The 15,252-nt window shown below is 71.8% G+C and carries 13 protein-coding genes; 11 read left to right on the forward strand and 2 right to left on the reverse strand.

Going from position 1 to position 15,252, the window contains the following annotated elements; all coding sequences use genetic code 11:
* Positions 1-64 precede the first annotated feature (64 nt).
* From ACZ7MG_RS36035 to ACZ7MG_RS36070, 8 genes are all read left to right on the forward strand, one after another.
* The gene (locus ACZ7MG_RS36035) at positions 65-1,171 is read left to right on the forward strand and encodes a quinone-dependent dihydroorotate dehydrogenase (RefSeq protein ID WP_471390002.1); all 1,107 of its coding nucleotides are present in this window, start codon (positions 65-67) and stop codon (positions 1,169-1,171) included.
* Positions 1,168-2,007: an orotidine-5'-phosphate decarboxylase gene (pyrF, locus tag ACZ7MG_RS36040; RefSeq protein WP_471389866.1), complete on the forward strand. Its 840-nt coding sequence runs from the start codon at positions 1,168-1,170 to the stop codon at positions 2,005-2,007. Before ACZ7MG_RS36035 ends, pyrF begins: the two co-directional genes overlap by 4 nt.
* Positions 2,008-2,273: 266 nt before the next feature.
* A complete protein-coding gene (locus ACZ7MG_RS36045; RefSeq protein ID WP_003977346.1) occupies positions 2,274-2,597 on the forward strand; it encodes an integration host factor in 324 nt (107 codons plus the stop codon).
* 60 nt (positions 2,598-2,657) lie between these two features.
* Positions 2,658-3,251, forward strand: a complete 594-nt coding sequence (gene gmk / locus ACZ7MG_RS36050) for a guanylate kinase (RefSeq protein WP_471389869.1) — start codon at positions 2,658-2,660, stop codon at positions 3,249-3,251.
* An 81-nt stretch (positions 3,252-3,332) separates the two neighbouring features.
* Positions 3,333-3,602 carry a DNA-directed RNA polymerase subunit omega gene (rpoZ, locus tag ACZ7MG_RS36055; RefSeq protein WP_005485492.1) on the forward strand — a complete coding sequence of 90 codons (270 nt, stop codon included), beginning with the start codon at positions 3,333-3,335 and terminating at the stop codon, positions 3,600-3,602.
* A 123-nt stretch (positions 3,603-3,725) separates the two neighbouring features.
* On the forward strand, positions 3,726-4,928 hold the full coding sequence (coaBC, locus tag ACZ7MG_RS36060; RefSeq protein ID WP_471389871.1) for a bifunctional phosphopantothenoylcysteine decarboxylase/phosphopantothenate--cysteine ligase CoaBC: 1,203 nt from the start codon (positions 3,726-3,728) through the stop codon (positions 4,926-4,928).
* 240 nt (positions 4,929-5,168) lie between these two features.
* Positions 5,169-6,377 carry a methionine adenosyltransferase gene (gene metK, locus ACZ7MG_RS36065; protein ID WP_471389873.1) on the forward strand — a complete coding sequence of 403 codons (1,209 nt, stop codon included), beginning with the start codon at positions 5,169-5,171 and terminating at the stop codon, positions 6,375-6,377.
* 117 nt (positions 6,378-6,494) lie between these two features.
* Entirely contained in the window at positions 6,495-8,693 is a 2,199-nt protein-coding gene (locus ACZ7MG_RS36070; protein WP_471389875.1) for a primosomal protein N', read from the forward strand.
* 144 nt (positions 8,694-8,837) lie between these two features.
* On the opposite strand, the gene ACZ7MG_RS36075 is transcribed toward ACZ7MG_RS36070, so the two are convergent.
* Positions 8,838-9,419, reverse strand: a complete 582-nt coding sequence (locus ACZ7MG_RS36075) for a hypothetical protein (protein ID WP_471389878.1) — start codon at positions 9,417-9,419, stop codon at positions 8,838-8,840.
* A 358-nt stretch (positions 9,420-9,777) separates the two neighbouring features.
* On the opposite strand from ACZ7MG_RS36075, the gene fmt reads away from it, so the two are divergent.
* Entirely contained in the window at positions 9,778-10,710 is a 933-nt protein-coding gene (gene fmt, locus ACZ7MG_RS36080; RefSeq protein ID WP_471389881.1) for a methionyl-tRNA formyltransferase, read from the forward strand.
* A gap of 89 nt (positions 10,711-10,799) precedes the next feature.
* On the forward strand, positions 10,800-12,227 hold the full coding sequence (locus ACZ7MG_RS36085) for an RsmB/NOP family class I SAM-dependent RNA methyltransferase (RefSeq protein WP_471389884.1): 1,428 nt from the start codon (positions 10,800-10,802) through the stop codon (positions 12,225-12,227).
* Here ACZ7MG_RS36085 and ACZ7MG_RS36090 read toward each other — a convergent pair.
* Complete coding sequence (locus ACZ7MG_RS36090) at positions 12,208-14,355, reverse strand: MMPL family transporter (RefSeq protein ID WP_471389887.1); 2,148 nt, start codon at positions 14,353-14,355, stop codon at positions 12,208-12,210. The genes ACZ7MG_RS36085 and ACZ7MG_RS36090 overlap by 20 nt on opposite strands.
* 161 nt (positions 14,356-14,516) lie before the next feature.
* Between ACZ7MG_RS36090 and rpe the strand changes: the two genes are divergently transcribed.
* Positions 14,517-15,203 (forward strand): ribulose-phosphate 3-epimerase, encoded by a 687-nt coding sequence (rpe, locus tag ACZ7MG_RS36095; RefSeq protein WP_471389890.1) that lies wholly within the window; start codon positions 14,517-14,519, stop codon positions 15,201-15,203.
* Positions 15,204-15,252: the final 49 nt, after the last annotated feature.

A 15,252-nucleotide genomic window follows, 5' to 3' on the forward strand; every position in this document is an offset into this window, starting at 1 on the left:
CCGGAAACGGTGTCCCCCTCTTCGCGAGACCTCTTCCATGAGGCGCTCCTTCGAGGACACGAACATGTACAAGATCTTCTTCCGGCTCGTCTTCCAACGGATGGATCCCGAACAGGCCCACCACCTGGCCTTCCGCTGGATCCGCCTCGCCGTCCGCATCCCCGTCCTGCGCACCTTCCTCGCCGCCGCGCTCGCGCCCCGCTACGAGGAGCTGCGCACCGAGGCGTTCGGCCTGCGGATGCACGGCCCGTTCGGGCTGGCCGCAGGCTTCGACAAGAACGCCGTCGCGATCGACGGGATGTCGATGCTCGGCTTCGACCACGTCGAGATCGGCACGGTCACCGGCGAGGCCCAGCCCGGCAACCCCAAGCAGCGGCTGTTCCGCCTGGTCGCCGACCGCGCCCTGATCAACCGCATGGGCTTCAACAACGAGGGCTCCCTCGCCGTCGCGGCCCGCCTGGCCTCCCGTACGCCCGTCTTCAGGACCGTCGTGGGCGTCAACATCGGCAAGACCAAGGTCGTCCCGGAGGACGAGGCCGCCGGGGACTACGTGAAGTCCACCGAGCGCCTCGCGCCGTACGCCGACTACCTGGTCGTCAACGTCTCCTCGCCCAACACGCCCGGCCTGCGCAACCTCCAGGCCACCGAGGCACTGCGCCCGCTGCTCACGGCCGTCCGCGAGGCCGCCGACCGTACGGTCCGCACCCGCCGTGTGCCGCTGCTGGTGAAGATCGCGCCGGACCTCGCCGACGAGGACATCGACGCCGTCGCCGACCTCGCCGTGGAACTCGGCCTGGACGGGATCATCGCCACGAACACCACCATCGCGCGCGAGGGACTCGGTCTGACCTCCGAACCCACCCTGGTGAAGGAGACGGGCGGTCTGTCCGGCGCCCCCGTCAAGGACCGCTCCCTCGCCGTCCTGCGCCGCCTCTACGCGCGCGTGGGCGACCGGATCACCCTGGTGGGCGTCGGCGGCGTCGAGAACGCCGAGGACGCCTGGCAGCGCATCCTGGCGGGCGCCACGCTGGTCCAGGGCTACAGCGCCTTCGTCTACGAGGGCCCCTTCTGGGCGCGCTCCGTCCACAAGGGCCTCGCCGCCCGCCTGCGCACGAGCCCGTACGCCACCCTCGCCGACGCGGTCGGCGCCGACGTGAGGAAGACGGTATGACCGAGTCCTTCGGTGCGCGGCTGCGCCGTGCCATGGACGAGCGCGGGCCGCTCTGCGTCGGCATCGACCCCCACGCCTCCCTGCTCGCCGAGTGGGGCCTGGACGACGACATCGCCGGGCTGGAGCGGTTCAGCCGCACGGTCGTGGAGGCGCTGGCGGACCGGGTGGCCGTCCTCAAGCCGCAGAGCGCGTTCTTCGAACGTTTCGGGTCGCGCGGCGTCGCGGTGCTGGAGAAGTCCGTCCAGGAGGCACGGGCGGCCGGCGCGCTGGTCGTCATGGACGCCAAGCGCGGTGACATCGGCTCCACCATGGCCGCGTACGCCGAGACCTTTCTGCACAAGGACGCGCCCCTGTTCTCGGACGCGCTGACCGTCTCGCCCTACCTGGGCTACGGCTCCCTGAAGCCCGCCGTGGAGCTGGCCCGTGAGAGCGGCGCCGGGCTCTTCGTGCTGGCGCTCACCTCCAACCCGGAGGGCGGGGAGGTGCAGCACGCGGTGCGCGGCGACGGGCGGAACGTCGGCGCGACCATGCTGGCGCACCTGGCCGCCGAGAACGCGGGGGAGACGCCCCTGGGGTCCTTCGGCGCGGTCGTCGGCGCCACGCTGGGTGACCTCTCGTCGTACGACCTGAATATCAACGGACCTCTCCTCGCGCCCGGGATCGGCGCCCAGGGGGCCACGCCGGCCGATCTTCCGGCGGTCTTCGGGGCGGCCGTGCGCCATGTGGTGCCGAACGTCAGCCGAGGTGTCCTTCGTCACGGTCCCGACGTCGTCGCGCTGCGTGACGCCTCGTGTCGTTTCGCGGACGAGATCCGCACCGCGACGACGGCCGCCTGAGACCTCCGATGAGTGGCCGGGGGTCGGTTCCCGGCCGCCTTGAGTCTGAATACATCCTCAAATCCGGGGCGATATGAGGCTTATGTCCGACTCCATGGAGGCTGACCAGGACTTTTCCGCTGTTCTCGCTGACTCTGGCGGACTTGGCCGCTAGTCTCCGAGCAGGGTGAACGGGCAAGCGTGTTGCTCGTGGCTCCCCAGGTGTGGGGCGACTAGGTTCCTCACCGGTCCGTATCCGACAGTTCGACATCCGAGGTGACGTAGGCGTGGCTCTTCCGCCCCTTACCCCTGAACAGCGCGCAGCCGCGCTCGAAAAGGCCGCCGCGGCTCGCCGGGAGCGGGCCGAGGTCAAGAATCGACTCAAGCACTCCGGCGCCTCCCTGCACGAGGTCATCAAGCAGGGCCAGGAGAACGACGTCATCGGCAAGATGAAGGTCTCCGCGCTGCTCGAGTCGCTGCCCGGCGTGGGCAAGGTCCGCGCCAAGCAGATCATGGAGCGACTCGGCATCTCCGAGAGCCGTCGTGTACGCGGCCTCGGTTCCAACCAGATCGCTTCCCTGGAGCGTGAGTTCGGCAGCACCGGTTCCTGATCCCGTCCCCTGACGGGAAGGGAGTCCCGGGCACTCCGGGATTGCTGGAATAATCGCTGCATGGCTGCAACATTCCGGGGGACGACCCCCGAGCCCCCGGACGTACGTCCGCGGCTGACCGTGCTCTCCGGCCCCTCCGGGGTCGGCAAGAGCACGGTCGTCGCCCATATGCGCAAGGCACACCCCGAGGTCTGGCTCTCGGTGTCGGCAACGACCCGCAAGCCGCGCCCTGGTGAGCAGCACGGAGTCCACTACTTCTTCGTCACCGACGACGAGATGGACAAGCTGATCGCCAACGGTGAGCTGCTGGAGTGGGCCGAGTTCGCCGGCAACCGCTACGGCACCCCCCGGGGCGCCGTGCTCGAACGCCTGGAGCGGGGCGAGCCCGTCCTGCTGGAGATCGATCTCCAGGGTGCGCGGCAGGTCCGCGAGACCATGCCGGACGCCCAGCTGGTGTTCCTGGCTCCGCCCTCCTGGGAGGAGCTGGTACGCAGGCTCACCGGGCGGGGCACCGAACCGCCCGACGTGATCGAACGCCGACTGCAGGCGGCCAAGATCGAGCTGGCGGCCGAGCCGGAGTTCGACGTGACCTTGGTCAACACCTCCGTCGAGGACGTGGCCCGCGAGCTGCTAGCCTTGATGGATGTTGTGTGATCACGACATCTGTCCGTTTTCTGTGATCGTGACCGATCTGTGATCACGACCAGTCTTTTCCCATCCATCGGAAGGTAGAGCGTGTCCTCTTCCATCTCCGCGCCCGAGGGCATCATCAACCCGCCGATCGACGAGTTGCTTGAGGCCACCGACTCGAAGTACAGCCTCGTGATCTACGCGGCCAAACGTGCCCGCCAGATCAACGCGTACTACTCGCAGCTCGGCGAGGGCCTGCTGGAGTACGTCGGTCCCCTCGTCGACACGCACGTCCACGAGAAGCCGCTCTCGATCGCCCTGCGTGAGATCAACGCCGGTCTGCTGACGTCCGAGGCCGTCGAGGGCCCCGCGTAAGTCTTATTTGCAGATCGCAGTGGGTTTATCCACAGGCCCGGCAGTGCTCCTGCCGGGCCTGTGGTGTGTCATGGAGTCGGACGTCGGACGGCGTCGGACGTTTTCCGAGTGCGGGGAGGCACAGTGGGCAAGCCCAAAGTCGTTCTGGGGGTCAGTGGTGGGATCGCCGCCTACAAGGCGTGCGAGCTGCTCCGCCGGCTGACCGAGTCCGGACATGACGTCCGGGTCGTGCCGACCGACTCCGCGCTGCACTTCGTGGGCGCCGCCACCTGGTCCGCGCTCTCCGGCAACCCCGTCTCCACCGAGGTCTGGGACAGCGTCCACCAGGTGCCCCACGTCCGCATCGGACAGGAGGCCGACCTCGTGGTCGTCGCCCCCGCGACCGCCGACATGCTGGCCAAGGCCGCGCACGGCCTCGCCGACGACCTCCTCACCAACACCCTCCTCACCGCCCGCTGTCCGGTCGTCTTCGCCCCCGCGATGCACACCGAGATGTGGGAACACCCGGCCACCCAGGAGAACGTGGCGACGCTCCGCCGCCGGGGCGCCCTCGTCATCGACCCCGCCGTGGGCCGCCTCACCGGCGTCGACACCGGCAAGGGACGGCTGCCCGACCCCGTGGAGATCTTCGAGGTCTGCCGCCGGGTGCTGGCCCGGGGCGTCACCGAGCCGGACCTCGTCGGCCGGCACGTCGTCGTCACCGCCGGCGGCACCCGTGAGCCCCTCGACCCGGTCCGCTTCCTCGGCAACCGTTCCTCCGGCAAACAGGGCTACGCCCTCGCCCGTACGGCTGCCGCGCGAGGCGCCAGGGTGACGCTGATCGAGGCCAACACCGGACTGCCGGACCCCGCGGGCGTGGACGTCGTCCGGATCGGCACGGCGGTCCAGCTGCGCGAGGCGGTGCTCAAGGCGGCGCCGGACGCGGACGTCGTGGTGATGGCGGCGGCGGTGGCGGACTTCCGCCCCCGGACGTACGCATCCGGCAAGATCAAGAAAAAGGACGGTCAGGAACCGGAGCCGATCGTCCTGGTGCGTAATCCGGACATCCTCGCGGAGATCTCCGCGGACCGCCCCCGGCCCGGCCAGGTGGTCGTCGGCTTCGCCGCCGAGACCGACGACGTCCTCGCCAACGGCCGCGCCAAACTGGCACGCAAGGGATGCGATCTGCTGGTGGTGAACGAGGTGGGGGAGCGCAAGACCTTCGGCTCTGAGGAGAACGAGGCCGTGGTGCTGGGCGCCGACGGCAGCGAGACCCCGGTGCCGTACGGCCCGAAGGAGGCCCTGGCCGAAACGGTGTGGGACCTCGTCGCGAGCCGGCTCGGCTGACAGTGCCATTCGCGTCACGTCACCCGCGAACCTCGCACATTGAGGCGTGGCGACCCTGGCGGACAGCGACGGCCATTGGGCAGAATGCACGTGCCGCAGGTCACAGAGCTCCCGAGAGGCGAGACAGGTGGGCCGGTGGCCGAGCCCGACCGATAAACTGTTCTCGGACGACGCCGGGCGCAGCCCCCGAGCACGTCCGCCAATGATCAGCCAGCAGCCGCTGCAACCCCAGGGAGCGTTGTGTCCCGTCGTCTGTTCACCTCGGAGTCTGTGACCGAGGGTCACCCCGACAAGATCGCTGACCAGATCAGCGATGCCATTCTCGATGCGCTCCTGCGCGAGGACCCCACGTCCCGTGTCGCCGTGGAGACGCTCATCACGACCGGCCTGGTGCATGTGGCCGGAGAGGTCACGACCAAGGCGTACGCGCCGATCGCCCAGCTGGTGCGCGACACCATCCTGGACATCGGCTACGACTCGTCGAAGAAGGGCTTCGACGGCGCCTCCTGCGGTGTGTCGGTGTCGATCGGCGCGCAGTCCCCGGACATCGCGCAGGGTGTGGACACGGCCTACGAGAACCGGGTCGAGGGTGACGACGACGAGCTCGACAAGCAGGGCGCCGGCGACCAGGGTCTGATGTTCGGCTACGCGTCGGACGAGACGCCGACGCTGATGCCGCTGCCGATCTTCCTGGCGCACCGCCTGTCGAAGCGCCTCTCCGAGGTCCGCAAGAACGGCACGATCCCCTACCTCCGTCCCGACGGAAAGACCCAGGTCACCATCGAGTACGACGGTGACAAGGCGGTCCGTCTGGACACGGTCGTGGTCTCCTCGCAGCACGCCAGCGACATCGACCTGGAGTCCCTCCTCGCCCCCGACATCCGCGAGTTCGTCGTGGAGCCGGAGCTGAAGGCCCTCCTGGACGACGGCATCAAGCTGGACACCGAGGGCTACCGTCTGCTGGTCAACCCGACCGGCCGCTTCGAGATCGGCGGCCCGATGGGCGACGCCGGCCTCACCGGCCGCAAGATCATCATCGACACGTACGGCGGCATGGCCCGCCACGGCGGCGGCGCCTTCTCCGGCAAGGACCCGTCCAAGGTGGACCGCTCGGCCGCGTACGCGATGCGCTGGGTCGCCAAGAACGTCGTCGCGGCCGGTCTCGCCTCGCGCTGCGAGGTCCAGGTCGCGTACGCCATCGGCAAGGCCGAGCCCGTCGGTCTCTTCGTCGAGACCTTCGGCACCGCCAAGGTCGACACCGACCGGATCGAGAAGGCCATCGACGAGGTCTTCGACCTCCGTCCGGCCGCCATCATCCGCGACCTCGACCTCCTCCGCCCGATCTACGGCCAGACCGCCGCGTACGGCCACTTCGGCCGCGAGCTCCCCGAGTTCACCTGGGAGCGCACGGACCGCGTCGAGGCGCTGCGCACGGCGGCGGGGCTGTAGGCCGCGCGTCTTTCCGTACTCCGCCGAGGCCCGGCGTCCCTCAGGGGATGCCGGGCCTCGGCGTTCCGCGATCTAGGGCGGCGTCGGCTGTCAGTGGTGTTTGGAAGAATGCGTGGTGTGAGTGGCGAGGGCGGGCAGAGGAGTGGTGGCGCGGCGGGGGACGCGGTGCCGGAGCAGCTCGCGCTCGTTCGGGAGGCGGTGCGGAAGGCGAAGGTGCCGCGGGCCAAGCCGCGGACCTGGCGGGGGGCGGCGCTGGCGAAGGAGTTGCCGGTCGCCCGGGTGCTGGTCGACAAGGGGGTGCTGCATCTTGATCGGTACTTCGACTACGCCGTGCCGGAGGAGCTGGACGCCGTCGCTCAGCCCGGGGTGCGGGTGCGGGTGCGGTTCGGGGCCGGGGGCCGGAATGTCAGGCAGGGGCGGCGGGAGGGCGGCTCGCTGATCGACGGGTTCCTCGTCGAGCGGGTCGCCGAATCGGACTACTCCGGGCCCTTGGCCGCGCTCGCGCAGGTCGTCTCGCCGGAGCCGGTGCTGGGGCCGGAGCTGCTGGGGCTGGCGCGGGCGGTGGCCGACCGGTACGCGGGGAGTCTCGCGGATGTGCTGCAGCTGGCCGTGCCGCCCCGGCACGCCCGGGCGGAGGCCGTGGAGACGGGGGAGCCGGCGCCGCCTCCGGTCCCGCCCGAGCCCGGAACATGGTCGCGGTACGGGCGGGGCGAGGGATTTCTGCGGGCGCTGGCCGGCGGGGGCGCGCCCCGGGCCGTGTGGACGGCGCTGCCGGGGCCGGAGTGGGCCGAGGAGATCGCGCGTGCCGTGCAGGCGACGCTGGCCTCCGGGCGGGGGGCGCTCGTCGTCGTCCCGGCCGGGCGGCCCGCCGCGCGGGTCGACGAGGCGCTCGGGGCGCTGCTCGGCGAGGGGCGGCACGCGCTGCTGACCGCCGATGCCGGGCAGGAGAAGCGGTACCGGGAGTGGCTGGCCGTCCGGCGAGGGGCCGTACGGGCCGTGGTCGGGACCCGGGCGGCCATGTTCGCGCCTGTCCGGGACCTCGGACTGGTCGTCGTCTGGGACGACGGCGACGCCGGTCACAGTGATGACAACGCTCCCTTCCCGCATGTGCGGGAGGTGCTGGAGCTGCGGGCCACCCGGGACAAGTGCGCGTTCCTGCTGGGGAGTTGGAGTTGTACGGTCGAGGCCGCGCAGCTCGTCGAGAGTGGCTGGGCCGCGCCGATCGTCGCCGGGCGGGAGCAGGTGCGGACCGTCGCGCCGCTGGTGCGGACCGTCGGGGACGGGGAGTTGGCCCGGGACGAGGCGGCCAGGGCGGCGCGGTTGCCCAGCCTGGCCTGGCAGGTGGCCAGGGACGGCTTGCGGGACGGGCCGGTGCTCGTGCAGGTGCCCCGGCGCGGGTATGTGCCGCGGATGGCGTGCGCGCGTTGCCGGGAGCCCGCGCGGTGCCGGCACTGTGCGGGACCGCTGGAGGCAAGGGACGGCGCCGGGGCCCTGGTGTGCGGGTGGTGCGGGCGCGAGGAGGGCGGCTGGCACTGTCCCGAGTGCGGGGGATACCGGCTGCGGGCGCAGATCGTCGGGGCGCGGCGGACCGCCGAGGAACTGGGGCGGGCCTTTCCCACCGTGCCCGTACGGACCTCCGGGCGGGAGCATGTGCTCGACACCGTCCCGGGGACACCGGCGCTGGTCGTGAGCACGCCCGGGGCCGAGCCGGTCGCCGAGGGCGGGTACGCCGCCGCCCTGCTGCTCGACGGCTGGGCCATGCTCGGACGGCCCGATCTGCGGGCCGGGGAGGACGCGCTGCGCCGGTGGATCGGCGCCGCCGCACTCGTACGGAACCAGGGGGTGGGCGGCACGGTCGTCGTGGTCGCCGAACCGACCCTGCGGCCCGTGCAGGCCCTCGTGCGATGGGATCCGGTGGGGCACGCGGTGCGGGAACTCGCGGAGCGGGCCGAGCTGGGGTTCCCGCCCGTGTCGAGGATGGCGGCGGTGTCCGGGCCCGCCCAGGCCGTGGCCGACTTTCTGGGAGCGGTCGAACTGCCGTCGGACGCCGAGGTGTTGGGGCCTGTTCCGGTGGCCGCGCCGCCGGTCCCCGGGGCGGGGGCCGCTGCGGATGCGGGTGCGGCTGCGCGGAGGGCGCGGCGGGCCGGGGAGCAGACTGCGGGGGAGTCGTGGGAGCGGGCGTTGATCCGGGTGCCGCCGGGGAGCGGGGCGGCGCTGGCCGGCGCGTTGAAGAGTGCGCAGGCGGCGCGGATGGCGCGAGGGGTGAGCGAGGGGGCGCGGGTGCGGATCCGGGTGGATCCGTTGGACATCGGGTGAGCCGCCCGTCCGCCGCCTGACGGCTGTGCGTCGGGCGTACGTCGGCTGCGTGCGTGCGTGCCTGGAGCGGAGGCGGGGCGGATCGGGTGTCGTCCGGTGTGCGACTGCCTCCCGGTCGGAGACCGGGAGGCAGTTCGGGGTGGGTCAGCCGTTGCGCGGGCCGGGGAACGCCGTCGGTCTGACGTCCTCGCGGAGGGTGGGGCTGCCCGCTGTCGGCTGGGTCGGCATCTGCGCGGGCATCGGGGCGGGCAACGAGGCCGGCAGGGGAGCGGGCATCGAGCGGGCCGCGGGGACCGTGGGGATGCCGGAGCCGACGGTGACGGTCCGGGTGCCCTGGGGCTCTCCCGTACGCTCCGCCTCCGCCGCGGCCTGGGCGGCGGCACGGCGGGCGCCGTAACGGCGGTGGACGGCCTGTTTGGTGACTCCGAGGGCCGAGCCCACCGCGTCCCATGAGAAACCGAGTGAGCGGTCGAAGTCCACGGCGGCCGTGACCAGGGTCTCGACGCTGTCCCGCAGCTCCTGGGCGAGGCGGACGGTCGGGGCGGGGGCGCGTCCGTAGACGACGAAGCCCGTGGAGGGGCCGGAGCGGCGCGGGCGGTAGACGTTGCCCAACTGGGCGGTGAGGGTGCGCAGTGCGTCCACCTGCCGGCGGACCCGCTCGATGTCCCGCACCAGCAAGTGCAGGCTGGCCCGAGCCTGGGCGTCGTGGGTTGCGTGGTCGGCCATGAACAAGCCTCTCGAACCGGCGTTGAAAAGGGGAGGTGCCGCGATTGCGGCCCGTAGTGTCAACTCTTTCTTGACCAACGCGAATTCGCTCCGCTGGTAACGGGGTGGGGGCGTGGGGGCATATGCGTGGGGCGCGTGGGTGGGGGTGCGCCCCCGCTGCGGCTGGGTTTTGGGGGTCTCCCACCCGCGCACCGCCCGTTACTCCTTGGTGGAGGAGTCCAGGTCTCCTGTGGGGGTGCTTCGCCGTCGGCGGCTGCGGACCGTCGTCGGGTCAGGTGCGGAACATAGACTGGGGCGTTGTCCCGCGTCGTCGCCTGCGGGGTGGACGAATTTCCGTGTGAGAGGCCGTCAGTCATCCATGAAGCTTGTCTTCGCTGGTACCCCAGAGGTCGCTGTTCCCGCGCTGGACGCGCTGCTCGCGTCGGGGAGGCATGAGGTGGCCGCGGTCGTGACGCGGCCGGACGCGCCGGCGGGGCGGGGGCGGCGGCTGGTCGCGAGCCCGGTGGCGCAGCGGGCCGAGGAGGCCGGCATCGAGGTGCTGAAGCCGCACCGCCCCCGGGACGAGGACTTCCTCGCACGGCTGAGGGAGATCGCGCCCGACTGCTGCCCGGTCGTCGCGTACGGCGCCCTCCTGCCCCGCGTCGCCCTCGACGTGCCCGCGCACGGGTGGGTCAATCTGCACTTCTCCCTGCTGCCCGCCTGGCGGGGCGCCGCCCCCGTGCAGCACTCGATCATGGCGGGGGACGAGATCACCGGGGCGTCCACCTTCCTGATCGAGGAGGGGCTCGACTCCGGACCGGTCTACGGGACGGTCACCGAGATGATCCGGCCCACGGACACCAGCGGTGACCTGCTGACCCGGCTCGCGTTCGCCGGGTCAGGGCTGCTCGCCGCCACCATGGACGGGATCGAGGACGGGACCCTGAAGGCCGTGCCCCAGCCCGGGGACGGCATCACCCTCGCTCCGAAGATCACCGTGGAGGACGCGCAGATCCACTGGTCCACGCCCGCCCTGCGCGTCGACCGGGTGGTGCGCGGCTGCACGCCCGCGCCGGGCGCCTGGACGACGTTCCGCGGTGAGCGGCTGAAGCTCATCCAGGTCGCGCCCGTGCCCGACCACGCCGAACTCGCCCCGGGGGCGCTGGAGGTCGGCAAGAACCACCTGTACGTCGGGACCGGCTCGTACGCCGTGGAACTGCTCTGGGTGCAGGCGCAGGGCAAGAAGCCGATGCGGGCCGCCGACTGGGCGCGCGGGGTGCGTATCGAGTCCGGCGAGTCCGTCGGAGACTGACCGGCCGAGGGGCGGGGGCCGACACGGTCCCCGCCCTCGCGGCGTACCCTGGGCCTGGCATCTCGTCCCGTATCCGGAGCACCTTTTTCGTGAGTGAGCAGTCCCGTCCGCGCAAGCCGGGCAAGCCGTACCGCCGTCCCCAGAAGGACCCCGTCCGCATGCTCGCCTTCGAGGCGCTGCGGGCCGTCGACGAACGGGACGCGTACGCGAACCTCGTTCTGCCGTCGCTGCTGCGCAGGGCGCGGGAGAAGGAGGGGCCCGAGAAGTTCGACGGGCGGGACGCGGCGCTGGCGACCGAGCTGGTGTACGGGACGCTGCGGCGGCAGGGCACCTATGACGCGGTGATCGCGGAGTGCGTGGACCGGCCGCTGCGCGAGGTCGACCCGCCGGTGCTCGACGTACTGAGCCTCGGGGCGCACCAGCTGCTCGGGACGCGGATTCCCACCCATGCCGCCGTGTCCGCCTCGGTCGATCTCGCGCGGGTCGTGCTCGGGGACGGGCGGGCCAAGTTCGTCAACGCCGTGCTGCGCAAGATCGCGCAGCACGACCTCGACGGCTGGCTTGAGCGGGTCGCGCCGCCCTACGACGACGATCCCGAGGACCATCTCGCCGTCGTCCACTCGCATCCCCGCTGGGTCGTCTCCGCGCTCTGGGACTCCCTGGGCGGCGGGCGCGCCGGCATCGAGGATCTGTTGGAGGCCGACAACGAGCGGCCCGAGGTCACCCTCGTCGCCCGGCCCGGCCGCGCCACCACCGAGGAACTCCTCCGGGAGGAGGCCGCCGTGGCGGGGCGCTGGTCGCCCTACGCGGTGCGGCTCTCCGAAGGCGGGGAGCCGGGTGCCGTGGACGCCGTACGGGAGGGCCGGGCCGGGGTGCAGGACGAGGGCAGCCAGCTGGTGGCGCTCGCTCTCGCCAACGCCCCGTTGGAGGGGTCCGACAAGGCGTGGCTCGACGGGTGTGCCGGGCCCGGTGGCAAGGCCGCGCTGCTCGCCGCCCTCGCCGCCGAGCGCGGGGCCGTACTCCTCGCGTCCGAGAAGCAGCCGCACCGGGCGGGGCTGGTCGCCAAGGCCCTGCACGGCAATCCGGGGCCGTACCAGGTGATCGCCGCCGACGGGACCCGTCCGCCCTGGCGGCCGGGGTCGTTCGACCGGGTGCTGATGGACGTGCCCTGTACGGGGCTGGGTGCCCTGCGGCGGCGGCCCGAGGCCCGCTGGCGGCGGCGCCCCGAGGACCTGGACGGCTTCGCCCCGCTCCAGCGCGCGCTGCTGCGGACCGCGCTGGAGTCCGTACGGGTCGGCGGGGTCGTCGGCTACGCCACCTGCTCGCCCCACCTCGCCGAGACCCGCGCGGTCGTCGACGACGTGCTCAAGCAGTACGGCGACGCGGCCGACCTCATCGACGCGCGGCCCCTGCTGGAGGGCGTCCCGGCGCTGGGCGAGGGCCCCGACGTACAACTCTGGCCGCATCTGCACGGCACGGACGCCATGTACCTGGCACTCATCCGCCGGGTCGCGTAGCCACCGGTTCCTTCGGGGGTGGCGGGGCATCGCCGCCGTCCTCGTGGGCGAGCCGGTGGGGCCACCAGACCTTCGGGCCGATGTCCAGGAACAGGGACGTCACCAGCACGGACCGCACGATGAAGGTGTCCAGGAGGACGCCCAGGGCGACCGCGAAGCCGATCTCGGCGAAGGCGACCATGGGGAGGGTGCCCAGGGCGGCGAAGGTGCCGGCGAGGACCAGGCCGGCCGAGGTGATCACCGCGCCCGTCGTCGCGAGGCCCGTCACCACGGCCTTGCGGGTGCCCTGGTGGGCGGCCTCCTCGCGGATACGGGTGGTCAGGAAGATGTTGTAGTCGATGCCCAGGGCGACCAGGAACACGAAGACGAAGAGCGGGAAGTCGGTCGACTCGCCCGCGTAGTCGAAGAGGTGTCTGAACGCGAGCGCGCTGATGCCCAGCGCGGCGGCGAAGGACAGGATCACCGTCCCGATCAGCAGGAGCGGGGCGATCAGGGCGCGGAGCAGGGCACAGAGGATCAGCAGGACCACCAGCAGCACCAGCGGGATGATCAGGATGTTGTCGTGGGTGGTCGCCTCGTCCATGTCCAGCAGGGCCGCCGTACCGCCGCCCACCTGGGCGTCGGCGTCCGGCACCGCGTGCACGGCGTCGCGGACCCGCTCCACGGTCTGCTTCGCGGCCTCGCTGTCGGCGGGGTCGGACATGGTCGCCTCGAAAAGGACCTGGCCGTCGTGGGCGGGTTTCGTGCCGGGTGGCAGACCGAGCGAGTCCGCGACGACGCCTTCCGTGTCGGCGACGACGCGCCCCACCTCCCTGGACTGTCCCTGGTTGCTGATGATCACCAGGGGGTCGCCGCTGCCCGCCGGGAAGTACCGCTCGGAGACCTCCTGGCCGACGATCGAGTCCGGGGTGCCGGTGAAGGCGTCCGCGTTGCTGATGCCCTCCGCGCGGAGCTGGATCAGACCCAGCGAGCACAGGGCGAGGGCGGCGGCCGTGGCGACCCAGACCGTGCGGGGACGGCGGGAGAACCGGCGGCCCATCCGGGCCCACACACCGCTCTCGGTCGGGTCGGCGGTGCCGAGGTGCGGGATCACCGGCCAGAAGATCCAGCGGCCGAAGATCACCAGCAGGGCGGGGAACAGCGTCATCATCGCCAGCAGGGCGACCGCGACGCCGATGGCCGCCACCGGGCCCAGACCGCTCGTCGAGTTCATCTCGGCGGCCAGCAGCACCAGCATGCTCAGCACGACCGTCGCACCGGACGCCAGCACCGCCGGGCCCGCCCGGTGCAGGGCGAGGGCCATCGCCTCGTGGCGGTCCTCGTGACGGCGCAGTTCCTCGCGGTAGCGGGCCACCAGCAACAGGGCGTAGTCGGTGCCCGCGCCGAAGACGAGGACGGTGAGGATGCCCGCGCTCTGGCCGTTCACGGTCAAACCGGCGTGTTCCGCCAGCAGATAGATCAGGGCCTGGGCGGTGAACAGCGCGGCGATGACCGCGAGGAGCGGCACCAGGATGAGGGTCGGACTGCGGTAGGTGAGCAGCAGCATCACGATGACGACGGCCATCGCCGACATCAGCAGCGTGGAGTCGATGCCCTCGAAGGCTTCCGAGAAGTCGGCGGACGTACCGCCGGGGCCGGTGATGTGCACCGACATCCCGCCGCCGCCCTCGCCCACATCGTCGCGGATCGAGTCGACCGCCGGCGCGATCCGCTCCCAGCCCTTCTCGTCCATCGTGATCGGCACCAGGACCTGGGCGGCCCTCGGATCGACCTCACGGTCGTAGACCGGGCCGCGGGTCTGGTCGCCCATGATGCCGTGGGCGGTGAGCTGCTTGAGCTCCCGTACGTCCGCCGTGATCGTCGCCCGGTCCTCGGCGGTCAGACCGCTCTCCCGGGCGTAGATCACGACCGCCGGGATCTGTTCCGGCCGGAAGTCCTCGGAGATCTCCAGGACCTGGGTCGACTCCGCGGAACCCGGCAGCCACGAGGCCGCGTCGTTGTCCTGCGCGTCGGTGAGCTTCGTGGCGAACGGCGCCACCACGAACAGCACCACCAGCCACAGTCCCAGCACGACCCACTTGGCCCGCCGCCCGCAGACGAGGTGCCCGATGCCCCGGTTCCCTGTCATACCGACCTCCAGAACCGCGCCCTGTAAGGGGCGCGGGGCAGCGACATATGCGGCTCCGCCGCGCGGGCGCGCTCAGCCGAAGACGACCCGCAGCCGGAGAACAACGGTCCCCAAGACGGACCGATGCCCGCAACCCCCGGAGGGCATGGCAGGCTTGGCCCATGGCCGCGCAGATCAACCCAAGCATCCTGTCCGCCGACTTCGCCCGTCTCGCCGACGAGGCGAAGGCGGTCGAAGGCGCCGACTGGCTCCATGTAGACGTGATGGACAACCATTTCGTCCCGAACCTCACGCTCGGTGTGCCGGTCGTAGAGTCCCTGGCCCGTGCGACGGAGACGCCGCTGGACTGCCATCTGATGATCGAGGCCCCCGATCGGTGGGCGCCCCAGTACGTGGAAGCGGGTGCCGGTTCCGTCACCTTCCATGTCGAGGCGGCCGCCGCGCCCGTGCGGCTGGCCCGTGAGATCCGGGCCAAGGGCGCCAGGGCCTCCATGGCGCTCCGGCCCGCGACGCCGATCGAGCCGTACGAGGATCTGCTGCCCGAACTCGACATGGTGCTGATCATGACCGTCGAACCGGGCTTCGGGGGCCAGGCCTTTCTCGACATCATGCTCCCCAAGATCCGCCGGACCCGCGAGTTGATCAGCAAGCACGGCCTCGACCTGTGGCTCCAGGTCGATGGCGGCGTAGCGGCCTCCACCATCGAGCGCTGCGCCGAGGCGGGCGCGGACGTCTTCGTCGCCGGTTCCGCGGTGTACGGGGCGGACGACCCGGCCGAGGCGGTACGCGCGCTGCGGGCCCAGGCGGACGCCGCGACGGCAACCGCCGGCTGGGCCTGCGGCCACTGACAGACAGGGGTACGACTGTGCGAACGCCGAGGCGAGCGGGGCACGTCGT

This window comes from Streptomyces sp. NPDC107538, assembly GCF_055657445.1.

What these genes read in the sequence shown, in the direction of transcription:
- ACZ7MG_RS36035 (WP_471390002.1), top strand. Translation starts at nt 65, where the DNA reads ATGTACAAGATCTTCTTCCGGCTCGTCTTCCAACGGATGGATCCCGAA.
- pyrF (WP_471389866.1), top strand. Translation starts at nt 1,168, where the DNA reads ATGACCGAGTCCTTCGGTGCGCGGCTGCGCCGTGCCATGGACGAGCGC.
- gmk (WP_471389869.1), top strand. Translation starts at nt 2,658, where the DNA reads ATGGCTGCAACATTCCGGGGGACGACCCCCGAGCCCCCGGACGTACGT.
- ACZ7MG_RS36075 (WP_471389878.1), bottom strand. Translation starts at nt 9,419, where the DNA reads ATGGCCGACCACGCAACCCACGACGCCCAGGCTCGGGCCAGCCTGCAC.
- fmt (WP_471389881.1), top strand. Translation starts at nt 9,778, where the DNA reads ATGAAGCTTGTCTTCGCTGGTACCCCAGAGGTCGCTGTTCCCGCGCTG.
- ACZ7MG_RS36090 (WP_471389887.1), bottom strand. Translation starts at nt 14,355, where the DNA reads ATGACAGGGAACCGGGGCATCGGGCACCTCGTCTGCGGGCGGCGGGCC.
- rpe (WP_471389890.1), top strand. Translation starts at nt 14,517, where the DNA reads ATGGCCGCGCAGATCAACCCAAGCATCCTGTCCGCCGACTTCGCCCGT.